This window comes from Desnuesiella massiliensis (genome assembly GCF_001403615.1).
GTDB classification, from domain to species: domain Bacteria; phylum Bacillota; class Clostridia; order Clostridiales; family Clostridiaceae; genus Desnuesiella; species Desnuesiella massiliensis.
In genome coordinates this window covers 1,255,164-1,267,435 of record NZ_LN879457.1, presented here as the reverse complement: position 1 = coordinate 1,267,435, position 12,272 = coordinate 1,255,164, and the positions used below count along the sequence as shown (strand labels likewise).

Annotated in this window: 10 protein-coding genes; 2 read left to right on the top strand and 8 right to left on the bottom strand. The window is 32.1% G+C overall.

From position 1 onward, the window contains the following. Window positions 1-4 precede the first annotated feature (4 nt). Window positions 5-280 (top strand): spore coat protein CotJB, encoded by a 276-nt coding sequence (locus BN2665_RS23865; protein ID WP_055669588.1) that lies wholly within the window; start codon window positions 5-7, stop codon window positions 278-280. 11 nt (window positions 281-291) lie between these two features. Continuing rightward, entirely contained in the window at window positions 292-876 is a 585-nt protein-coding gene (locus BN2665_RS23860) for a manganese catalase family protein (RefSeq protein ID WP_055669587.1), read from the top strand. 66 nt (window positions 877-942) lie between these two features. Here BN2665_RS23860 and BN2665_RS23855 read toward each other — a convergent pair whose 3' ends face one another. The 8 genes from BN2665_RS23855 to BN2665_RS23820 all read right to left on the bottom strand — a co-directional run bounded on the left by BN2665_RS23855 (window position 943) and on the right by BN2665_RS23820 (window position 12,137). After that, window positions 943-1,707 carry an N-acetylmuramoyl-L-alanine amidase gene (locus tag BN2665_RS23855; RefSeq protein ID WP_055669586.1) on the bottom strand — a complete coding sequence of 255 codons (765 nt, stop codon included), beginning with the start codon at window positions 1,705-1,707 and terminating at the stop codon, window positions 943-945. Window positions 1,708-2,016: 309 nt separating this feature from the next. Then, window positions 2,017-3,045 carry a galactose/methyl galactoside ABC transporter permease MglC gene (gene mglC, locus BN2665_RS23850; protein ID WP_074042395.1) on the bottom strand — a complete coding sequence of 343 codons (1,029 nt, stop codon included), beginning with the start codon at window positions 3,043-3,045 and terminating at the stop codon, window positions 2,017-2,019. A gap of 16 nt (window positions 3,046-3,061) precedes the next feature. Beyond that, on the bottom strand, window positions 3,062-4,537 hold the full coding sequence (mglA, locus tag BN2665_RS23845) for a galactose/methyl galactoside ABC transporter ATP-binding protein MglA (protein WP_055670051.1): 1,476 nt from the start codon (window positions 4,535-4,537) through the stop codon (window positions 3,062-3,064). A 121-nt stretch (window positions 4,538-4,658) separates the two neighbouring features. After that, the gene (gene mglB / locus BN2665_RS23840) at window positions 4,659-5,705 is read right to left on the bottom strand and encodes a galactose/glucose ABC transporter substrate-binding protein MglB (RefSeq protein WP_242866007.1); all 1,047 of its coding nucleotides are present in this window, start codon (window positions 5,703-5,705) and stop codon (window positions 4,659-4,661) included. 210 nt (window positions 5,706-5,915) lie between these two features. Continuing rightward, window positions 5,916-6,878, bottom strand: a complete 963-nt coding sequence (locus BN2665_RS23835) for a substrate-binding domain-containing protein (RefSeq protein ID WP_055669585.1) — start codon at window positions 6,876-6,878, stop codon at window positions 5,916-5,918. A gap of 11 nt (window positions 6,879-6,889) precedes the next feature. Then, a complete protein-coding gene (locus tag BN2665_RS23830; protein ID WP_242866006.1) occupies window positions 6,890-8,623 on the bottom strand; it encodes a cache domain-containing sensor histidine kinase in 1,734 nt (577 codons plus the stop codon). A 23-nt stretch (window positions 8,624-8,646) separates the two neighbouring features. Then, window positions 8,647-10,248, bottom strand: coding sequence for a response regulator (locus BN2665_RS23825; protein WP_055669583.1), 1,602 nt, complete (start codon window positions 10,246-10,248; stop codon window positions 8,647-8,649). 173 nt (window positions 10,249-10,421) lie between these two features. After that, the gene (locus BN2665_RS23820) at window positions 10,422-12,137 is read right to left on the bottom strand and encodes a hypothetical protein (protein ID WP_055669582.1); all 1,716 of its coding nucleotides are present in this window, start codon (window positions 12,135-12,137) and stop codon (window positions 10,422-10,424) included. Window positions 12,138-12,272 lie beyond the last annotated feature (135 nt).

Genomic DNA, 12,272 nt, shown 5'->3' with positions numbered 1-12,272 from the left:
AAAAATGTCTGAACGTCACTATAACAAGGATAATCAATTTAAATTATTAAAAAAAATTCAAGAGGTGGAGTTTGCTGCAGTAGAATTAAACTTATTTTTGGATAATAATCCTGATAACTTAAAAGCCTTGGCTGATTATAATTTTATGGCCTCCCAATTAGCTTGCTTAAAAAATGACTATGAAATGGAATTTGGACCATTAACAAATTTCGGAAATGCTCAAAGTAAAGCACCTTGGGAATGGGTTAATGAACCTTGGCCATGGGAAAATGAGGATTAGGGGGTTAAGTTATGTGGATATATGAAAAAAAATTAGAGCATCCAGTTAATATTAAAAATAAAGATTTAAGAATGGCTAAGTTTCTAGTGACTCAATACGGGGGACCTGATGGAGAATTAAGCGCAGCTATAAGATATTTAACGCAAAGATATACTATGCCCACAGGCAAAGCCAAAGCCTTGCTTACAGACATAGGAACTGAAGAACTAGCTCACGTTGAAATAATTTGTGCAATGATATATCAAATGACTAAAGACGCTACCCCTGACGAATTAAAAGACGCTGGCTTAGGAGGCCACTATGCCCAACATGATAATGCATTATTTCCTACAGATGCAAATGGAGTGCCTTGGACTTCTGCCTATATTCAAGCCACTGGAGATCCGGTCACTGATCTTCATGAGGATATGGCTGCAGAACAAAAAGCTCGCACCACCTATGAGCATTTAATAGATTTAACAGATGACGTAGATGTAAAAGAAGTTCTTAAATTCTTATGGGCAAGAGAAGTTGTACATTACCAAAGATTCGGAGAAGCCTTAGTTAATGTTTATGAATATATTGATAGTAAAAAAATCTTCGATATGAAAAGATAAATTCATATGACTTATTAAAACCTAAGGATCAGTTATTTATATAATTAGTCCTTAGGTTTTTATTATCTATTCCTTTATATCTAGTTTTAAAATACTATCAGCAATAGCTTGTCCTATTTTTTTCTGACCTTCGCTAGAACTAATGAAATTATTGTCTGAAGCATTACTTATATAGCCTATTTCTACTAAAACCGCCGCTGCTTGTGTATTTCTTAATACATACAAATTTTTGTCTGATTGAGTTTTAACACCTCTATCTTCAGAATAATTATAAGAAGATAAATTTTGTTGGATGGCTTTTGCTAACTCTTTAGATTTTAAATTGCCATCTTGACTCCAAGTTTCTATTCCCTTTATTTTAGGATCGTTATCAGAATTACAATGTATGGATATAAAAATATCCGCTTTAGCATTATTAGTTATTTCGCATCTTTTCTTTAAATCCTCTTTCTCATTATCAGGCCAGGATACTTTATCACTATCTCTGGTATATATAACTTTTATATTATTCTTTTCTAATATTCTACCAAGCTCTAAAGCTATTTCTAAATTGATTTCCTTCTCTTTCTTATCTATATATTTTTTAGCTCCAATATCATAGCCTCCATGACCAGGATCTATACATACCACCAGTTTATCACTAGAAGTTTTGGCTGGAGCACCAAACAAATTAAAAATGCCCTTATTATTAGATTCTCCATTTTTAAACATGCTAAAAATACTAGTTAAAATTAATATTCCTAATATCATGGAGATTGCAGTTGCTATTGCTCTAGCTCGTTTCTTTCTTTGCCTTCGTTTTTTTCGCATTATCATAATTTCTCTTTCCATAATTATACCCCTTTATCCCAAAGTAACTATACTTACTATAAAATACGCAAAATTTCATTGTAAAAGTCATAAATCCTAAAGGTTTATTTTAATAATAAACTTCTTATATATATAGTAGGAAAGTTCAAATACATTCTGACCTCATAATAGGTACCTAACATAAGAACTTTCATTTAATATATATATAATATCATTAATTAACAGAAAATTGTAATATCCTTTTTAATTTTTATGTAAATAACTTTAAAAAATAAAACCCATTAGATCTTATATGTCTAACAGGCTTTTCAATCTAATTGTCATACTTTTTTACTTTTTCCTTATATACTTTCTAATATCAATAGCTACAGCACCTATTATGATTAATCCTTTAACTATATATTGTAGATAAGGGTTAAGCCCTATGAACGCAAGTCCATAGTTTATAACTTGGAATATCAAAACTCCTGTGATGATACCTGGCACTGTTCCAACACCACCAGATAAAGAAACTCCACCAACAACACAAGCTGCTATTGCATCTAATTCATACATATTTCCAGTATTATTGGTGGCACTGCCCACACGACCAGCCTCTAGAGTCCCTGCAAATCCATAAAGCGCTCCTGCCAGCATGTATATTAATATTATATATTTAGTAACATTGACTCCCGAAACCGAAGCTGCTTCTGGATTTCCACCAATAGCATACATATTTTTACCAAAGCGAGTTTTATTCCATAATACCCATATAATTGCTGTGACGATGAAAGCATAAATTATTAAATAAGGTAACTCAAAAGCGCCTTTTTGAAAACTTCCCGTTACAAACTTAGAAAAATCAGGATCCAATCCACCTATAGGCTGTGCTCCATAAGGAGGCCTATCATAATATATTGAATTAAGTCCATAAACGATAATCATCATACCTAAGGTGGCAATAAAAGGTGGCACCTTAAGCACGGACACAATAAATCCATTTAGAAGACCTATTAAAGCACACACTACCATGGCAATTAGGATAGGTACAAGTACAGGCAATTTTTGTAGATCAGGATACATTCTATAAGCGTAGTCTGTAGCTTGTAATAATGAAGCAGATAAAACAGCTGCTAAACCTACAGTACGTCCTGCGGATAAATCTGTACCTTGGGTTATAAGGATGGCTCCTACCCCTAAAGCAATTATAATACGTGTGGATGATTGCGTTAAAATATTACTAAAATTATCTATTGATAAAAATTCTGGCTCAATGGCAATTATAATTATAAATAATGTTACAAGCACCACATATATGGCATTATTCATAAGCCAATCTTTTCTTAATTTACTATCTAAAAATTTTTTTGGATTTTCCATGATGATACCCCCTATGCTATAAATATAATGCAGATAAACGCATTATTTCTTCCTGAGTGGTAGTCTTAGTATCCACTATACCTGCAACTCTTCCATTACTCATAATTAAGATTCTATCCGTTACACCTAATAATTCAGGCATTTCTGAGGAAACCATTATTATCCCTTTCCCCTCACAGGCTAATTGGTTCATTAACTGATAAATCTCAAATTTTGCTCCAACATCTATACCTCTAGTAGGTTCATCCAGCATTAATATTTCCGGTTTAGTTAATAACCAGCGCCCAATTATAACCTTTTGCTGATTTCCTCCAGATAAGTTTCCTATCTGAGTTTTTTGACTAGGAGTTTTTACTCTCATGGAATCAATTACCCATTGGGTATCTTTTTCAATATTTTTTGAGGATAGTATCCCTAAGCCTACTGTATAATTATCTATATTAGCAATTACCGAATTAAAACTTACTGGAAGTCTTTCGAAGATCCCCGTAATACGCCTTTCTTCTGTAACCATGGCAAAACCATTTTCCATAGCCATATGTGGTGTTCTATTCTTTATTTCCTTACCATGAAGAACTATCCTTCCCTTTTGAAGCTTCCTAATACCAAATAACCCCTCTAAAATATCTGTTCTCTTAGAACCCATAAGTCCTGCAACACCAAGTATTTCTCCAGCTCTTAAATCAAAGGTTACTTCATTAATTGAAGGTTGGTTTTCTGCAGTTAAGTCCATTACTTCTAATATAATGTCACCTGGCTTTTTAGTTTTTTGCGGAAATCTATTTGATAAATCCCTGCCCACCATCATGCTTATAATGGATTCTGTAGTGAGCTCCTTTGCATTTTTTGTAGCAATCCATTGCCCATCTCTCATGATGGTTACATCATCAGATATCTTAAGAATTTCCTCCATCTTATGTGAAATATATATTATGCTTACATTTTTCTTTTTCAATTTTTCTATGATCCTAAAAAGATGCTCTACCTCTTTTTCCGTTAAAGAAGAAGTTGGTTCATCCATTACGATTATTTTAGAATCATAGGAAACAGCCTTTGCAATTTCAACCATCTGCATTTGTGATACAGAAAGGGTATTCACCTTTTGTCTAGGATCTAAGTTTATATCAAGATCCTTAAATATCTGTTTTGTATCTTCATACATCTTTTTTTCATCAATAAATAAAACCTTTTTAGGATAACGACCTAGCCATATATTGTCTATAACATTTCTCTGTCTTACTTGGTTTAACTCCTGGTGAACCATGGACACTCCATTATCTAGCGCTTGTTTAGAATTCATGAATTGAACTTTTTCACCACTTAAAATAATTTCACCTTCATCTAAATGATAAATTCCAAATAAACATTTCATTAAAGTAGATTTTCCTGCACCATTTTCCCCCATCAAGGCATGTACAGTACCTGGTCTCACTTTTAATGTTACTTCCGACAATGCTTTTACTCCTGGAAACTCCTTCGAAATATTAATCATTTCAAGAACATATTTTTGCTTGTCTTCTGCTGCCCTTGCATTGTTCACGGCTTACACCTCCATAGTAGTGTTTTGTATAAGAATATGAGACGCACTTTTACGTGTGTCTCATATATAATTTTTATTTATATGCTTCTTCTGCTATGCTTAAATTATCTTTAGTGATGGCGATGTAAGGAACACGAACCGCTTTTGACCCATCTAATTTCCAATTAGTACCTGATAACACATCTTTTCCTGTAGCTGCATTTAATGCAAGATCAAAAGTAGCCTTACCTTGATTTTTAGCGTCATTAAGAACTGTTCCAACTACTTTACCTTCCTTAATCTTTGTTAACATATCTGGGATGGCATCAACACCAACTATTGGCATAAATTTGTCCCCTTTAAAATATCCAGCTTTCTCTAAAGATGCAAGAGCACCTAAAGCCATTCCATCATTATTAGCTATTACAAACTCAATTTTTTCATTAAACTTTGATATCCAAGCATCCATCTTGTCTGTAGCTTTTGCTGAATCCCACATTGCTGTATCCATAGCCAATTCTTCAACTTGAATGCCTGCGTTTTTAATTTCTTCTATTACATACTTAGTACGTGCTTCTGCATCAGGATGCCCAGGTTCACCTTTTAGTAACACATATTGGATTTTTCCATCTTTATTTTTATCCCATTTGTCCTTATTCTTGTTCCAACTATCTACCACTAGCTTTCCTTGGAGTATACCGGATTCTTTTGATTCAGTGCCAACATACCATGATTTTTCATAGCCCTTTAAAACGGCAGCATCTGGTTCTTTATTAAAGAATATCACTGGTAAATTCTTCTTCTTGGCTTTGTCTATAACACTTTGAGCAGCCTTTGGGTCCACTAGGTTGATTGCAAGAGATTTAACTCCTTTTGAAATCATGGTATCTACTTGCTCTAATTGCTTTGCCTGGTCATTTTGTGAATCATTCATTAAAACTGTTGCTTTTCCATTTGCATTAGTTTCAATGGCTCTACGTACGAAAGACATAAAATTGTCATCATATTTATAAATAGTAGTACCGATTTTAGGAAGAGAATCTCCTTCTTCGGTTTTCTTTGTTGTACTGCTACACCCTGCCAATACTCCAACTAATAAAGATGCAATAATAGGAATAACTAATAATTTTTTTCTTATCATCACCTTAATCCCCCTTGAAATATATTTGTCAACGTTTTCCTAACGTTGATTTAATATTACCATCAAACCTAACTACTCTTAATACAAAAAACTATGATTTTATATAAAAATCCTACTGAGTTTTTGCATTAATATATATATTATTAAATACCGAAAATATAAATATAGGGAAATTCATGCAATACGTGAACTTCCCTATAATAACAGCTTTTATTTAGCAAAAGGAAATAAAAGCTTTTGATTCTTTGAATCAAACATATTCTTTTTATCTATAACAGTAATTCCAGTGTCTATGTTTTTTTGTATACTCTCTCCTTTTATAACCTTTACTGCATTTTTAACTCCTAAATATCCCATGCTAAAAGGATTCTGCACTATAGTTGCTTTAATGACACCTTTTTCTAACATACCGATTTCTTTAGTGGTGCTATCAAAAGTAACTAGCTTTATTTTATCCTCTAGTTTCATTTCGTGAATTACCTCTGCCGCCCCCTCTGATAGAACATCATTCATGGCCACAATACCATTTAAATCTGGATTTCGTTCTATGAGTCGTCTTGTAAGAATGGTAGCTAAAGTTGGATCTGATAATGACTCCTCTTTTGCCATAATGTTTATTTTAGGATGAGAAGCTAAGACATCAGTTAGACCTTTTTCTCTCTTCTCATTATTACCAGCTCCTTGTATCAATGATAAAATACCTATATTGCTATTTTCTCCGCAAAGTTCTACTATCTTTTCTCCAGCCGCCTTCCCTGCCTCATAATTATTTGTTCCAACAAATCCATTTATTTTATCAGTATTAACTTCAGAATCAATTACTATTATAGGTATTTTTTTACTATTAACTTTATCTAAGACCTTAACCAATTTATTGTAATCATTAGGAGCAATTATTATGGCATCAGCCTTTTTATTAAGAGCTTCCTCTATCAATCGAATCTGTCCATCCACATCATCTCCATAATCTGTGGCTAGTAGCTCTATGTTAGCATTAAATTCTGAAGCTGCAGCTGTAGCCCCCATTTTAACTACATTCCAATACTCACTATTTTTCATTCTAGAAATGAACACTATGTTGCCTTTATTGACGTAATCACTTTTGGAATTAGAGGAACAGGAGGCTGTAAATAAAGAACTAAATAAAATAATAAAAACAATAATCTTTTTCATCTTTACGCCTCCTAGTTAATATCTTCAATAAGTGGCAACCATAGCTTAACAGTAGTTCCCATCTCTATTTCACTTTCAATTTCTAAACCGTATTCTTTACCAAAACATAACTGTATTCTCTCATGTACATTCTTTACCCCTACACCCGAACCCTTGCTGCTTTTTAGCTCCTTAGATAATAAATTATTTACTACCTCTTTAGTCATTCCGAGACCATTGTCAGTAATTTTAAATAAGAGCTTTTCTTCCTCAACCTCTACAGATATACTTATAACGCCTTCATCTACCATATATTCAATGCCGTGATAGATGGCATTTTCGATTATTGGCTGGAGTATTAGCTTAAGAGTTCTATAATGTGCCACTTTAGGATCCATGTTTATATTAAACTCAAATTTATTCTTATATCTAGTCTTCTGAATTATAAGATAATTTCTTGCATGTTCTATCTCTTGCTGAACTCCTATAATATTCTTACCTTTACTGATGCTAATTCTAAATAACCTAGCTAGGGCAGTAACCATGGTTATAACATCTTCACTTTTTTCATTCTCAGCCATCCAAACGATAGAATCAAGCGTATTATACAGGAAATGAGGATTTATTTGAGACTGTAAAGCATCTAATTCACTCTTTCTTTTGGCCTCTTGCTCTAATAAGATTTGATTCATAAGATATCTTATCTTTGCTACCATCATATTAAAGGTTTTTGAAAGTTGAACTACCTCTGCTTCTCCTTGAACATCTATATTTATGTCAAAATTACCCTCTTCCACTAGCTTCATGGATTGCTCTAACTGAATGATAGGCTTTGAAATTTTAGCGGAAACTAGAGTGCTTATAATTAAAAAAAACATAATACCGAAGGCAAAGCTCCAACTAACAAAGCTTCCTATATCCTTAATAGCTGCAGATATCTCATCCATATAGGATACTCCAACTATTTTCCACCCTGTATAGTTTACTGTATTAATAATTATGCTCCTATTTTCTCCATCAACCCTCTGGATTAAGCTTCCATTGGAATAAATCAACACATCTTCAGTATCTTCACTTTTCAACCCCATATTTATAAGCTGCTGTTGAGGATGGTAGATGATTGTACCTTTATTACTTACAATATAAATATATCCTCTCTTACCCAAACTCACGTTTTTACACAATTCATCTATGGATTTAAAATTCATATCCACCAATAGAACCCCCATAACCTTTTCTCCATTTATTTCAAATGAAATACCTTTGCTTAAAGAAACTACCCAATTGTGCTTTCCTTCAAAAAGGTTTTGAACATGGGGTGAAGAAAAATGACTTACATAAGGATATGTTACAGCTTTCTTAAACCAATCTTGCTCAGAAATTTCTAAATCTCCCTTAAGCTTTTCAGAATCTTCCCCAATAACATACTCTCCTTTTGCAGTAAAAACAGCTAAAGAAACTATATCTTTTCTAGAATGCAGTATAATATTCATCTGTTTTTGGAGATCATCATTGGGCAAAGCAGAATTATTGTGTATTCCGTTACCTAAGATATTAGATATTTCTATCATACTTCCTAAATAGTACTCCAAATTCATATTTACCTGTTGAATTATTTGTTGAGTACTCATAGATGCATTTATTTCTGTAGATCTTGAAAATTTTTTAAAAAAAGACAGTCCTACGGAAAGCATAGCTACTGTAGTTATGATTGTAATTGTAACCGTGAGAATAAATTGTATACTTTTAAATCTAACATACTTCAATTCATCATCTCCAAAATACAGTACTAATTACTATTTCTAAATTCTGATGGGGAAATACCAAAATATTTTTTAAAGCAATAGCTAAAATAATTAGGTTCAGAATAACCTACTTTTTCAGCTACTTCAAAAGACTTTAGATTTGTAGTTTTTAATATTACCTTTGCAGCATCCATCCTTACTTGAGTTAAATAGTTTACAAAAGTCATTTTTGTCTCTTTTTTAAATATAGAGCTAAAATAAGCAGGGCTTATGTGTAAATGAGCACACAATTTATTAATAGAAACATTGCTGTCAGAAAAATGTTCAGCTATATATTCTTTTGCACCCTCTACAATTAATTTACAACTATCTTTTCTGCCTTGAGCTATAGACTTCATTATCTTTAAGGCAATATTCTTTATCCACTCTCTTACTTCCTTTAAATTATTAAACTTGTACAATTCAGTAAAAATATTATAGTTATGACCTAAAATTTCTTCTGTATTAACACGGAAGTTCTGGGCCACCTTTAATATAGTAGTTACAATCTCCATAAGGTATATTTGATAATCTTTTAAGGATGCTCTTGCTTCAATTATCTCCTTAAATAAATTATCTATGGTTACGCATAAATTATCTTCATTTCCTAATTTTAAAGAACTGGTTAAATCGCGCTCTTTAACCTCATCAAAAACTACCCTATTCTTACCTTGAGGTTCAACATCCTCAATCCATATTATCTTATTTTCTCCCATGACCATTCTGTAATCTAAAGCAGCTAATGCATTTTGGTATGAAGAACCTATGGCAGTAATATGGCTGAAAAATGTACCTACACCTATGGTTATAGCTAGTTTCAAATATTTTTTTATACTGTAATGAATCTCTTCTAGAGCTCTAATAGTGACACCTATAGCAGCATTTCTTTCTAGATTTTTACATACAGTAATTAATACTATCTTACCATTATCAATGAATACTATACCTAGATTGTAATTATCCACTACCTCATTTATTATATTTAACACAGAGAAAGCAGCTAAATCTTTTTCTTCATAATCCATGATCTGTGAGCCATAGTCAATATTCACAATAGAAACTACAAAATTATCTCCATGAAGGTCTATATTGTAATTTTTTGACTTTTCCTCAATTTCATCTTTTTTAAGTCTGCCTCCTACTAAAGAAGATAAAAATTTTTCCTTTAGTATAGGAAGACTCTTAGTGTAGTGTTCTCTTAAAATTTCCATGTTTTTCTTTTGTTCTATATCATTATCTAATCTTTCTTTAGTCTTAATAAGAACCTCTATGAATTCTTTTGAAGATATAGGTTTAAGCACGTATTCAACTACATTAAGTTTAATAGCCTTATGAGCATATTCAAATTCGTCAAAGCCAGTAAGTATTATAGTCTTTGTAGTGGGAAATCTTTCTTTTAGCTCTTCCGCAAGTCTTATTCCGTCCATAAAAGGCATCTTTATATCTGTTACCACCACGTCAGGGGTTACCTTTTCGGCTATGTCAAGAGCTTCTCTTCCATTTTCGGCCTCTCCAACTATTTCAAAACCATATTTATTCCACTCAATTTTCTTTAAGACACCTCTTCTTACTTCTTCCTCATCATCCACAAGAATTAACTTATACATGCTGACCTCCAATTATTTCAAATTAAATTGATTATATATTAATATTATCAGCTGCAGAAAATGTTTTCAATATTCTTAAACCTTCTTACTTTTTTGCAGTGTATTTAAACTTCTAATAAAAAAGAGCTAGCTGTATTCCCTCAATAAGCTAGCTCTTAACAACTTTTTAATTATTATTGTATAAAGTTAATATTAAAACCTGTGATAGATTGAATTTTCTGTCCTTCCATATTTATATATTTTATATTAATAGTATCTCCTTCTTTAGCTAAGACCACCTCTGCATTTACATTTTTATTTATCATAAAGATCTTATCTTTTTCATTATCTAACTTTATATAGAATACAGATTGGCCATTTTCAGTTATTTGATTTATCCTTAGTATTTTACCGCTTATCTCTGATTCTTTAAGCTTAGCAGCATTATCAACTTTTACATCTGTGCCTTGATTTATTCTACCGTCGGCTAAAGCCTTTTTAAATTGCTCGAGTAAATCTACCTTACTATCTGATAATATAGAAAACTTGCTTTGAGCAGTAACCAATCCTAATTTAACAAAGGAACCATCAGTTTTATTAATGACTGGCACTATCCATGTATCCACATTAAAGATATTATATAAAATAGGTTGGGTTGTAGTCCAATTAGCTTTATCTGCTCCCAGCAATTTATCAACGGCATTCATAGCTCCCTGTCCATTTAGAAGCCCTGGGGTTTTGTAATAAATCATTTCTCCAGTTCTTGTATTCGTTAAGGTATACCCCGTCATAGTAGTGGAAGTGCCTGAGGTATTTGTATGATCAGTAAAGAAATAAAACTCCCCATTGCTTCCCACTACAGGTACTACTTGCTTTGATTCAATTTCAAAGCCTTTTAAATCAATTCCTGATCCCCAAGCCGTAGGTATATGAACTCCTTTTTGACCTATTATGGAATTAATAAAACCCTTTTGTAATCTTCCAAAATAGTTATTATACTTTTCAGCCATATCTGAAGTATAAATCTGATCTACCCACTTAGGAGTCTCTTCCTTTTTATAGTTCTTAACCTCTCCAGTTTTAACTTCATATAATAAAACGCCATCTGCCACAATACCAGCTCTTCCATATTTATAATGGCCGTAAGATCCTACAAAATAAGGATTTAAATTATCATCTAATTCAATATTTGCATTTAGCAATACAGAGTTAGGTGCATAATCTCTTAATTTTCTATAGATATTGTTATTAAACAATAAAGAGTCTCCATGCTTGAAAGAAACATTTATAAGCTTCGCATCCTCAACTTTTTCTGCTGAAACATAGGCCACTCCAGGTAGTTCTCTATTTAACAAAGCCTTTATAGCTCCTTCAATTTCTATAGTAGCTACATAATAAGCTCCTTTATCTGTTTTAGTTAAGCTTATCTCTCCAATTTTATATAAGCTTGGATTAGGTAATGAACCTATTAAGGTTTGCATTTGATAATAAGCAGTTTCCGGAGGTACTATGATAATATTTTCAGTATTTATTTTAGGTGACTGACTTTCACTTTCTTTGGCCCCTACCATAGAAGCCAGATTTTTAGCTCCACCATAGCTATAGGGCATAGAGCTATAGAATATACTAATTAGAAATACCACAAAATACACAAGAAAACTTAATTTACTACTCTTATTCTCTTTATTACTAGCAGCTTCTATAGCTCCAAAGAGAATTTGAAATAAAGCAATAAATTTTAAATTAGCAATTATGGCTGAAAAACTTTTATCCATATTAATGAAGTAAAATACAATAAAAGTATAAATAAAACCTACGATATATCTAAAGATTTGCATGCCTTTACTAGATTTTTTAACATTGAAATTTAAAAATAATACTGGTAATAATGAATAGATTAATTTCCACATACATATCCCCCTTTTATGAGTTAAATTATAACTCTTTATATAAATTCTACTATCTTTTTAGATGGAGGTCAATATCACTTATTCTTAAATTGCATAAAATACTCAATATTTTTAGCTACTATGCGGCTTTATATA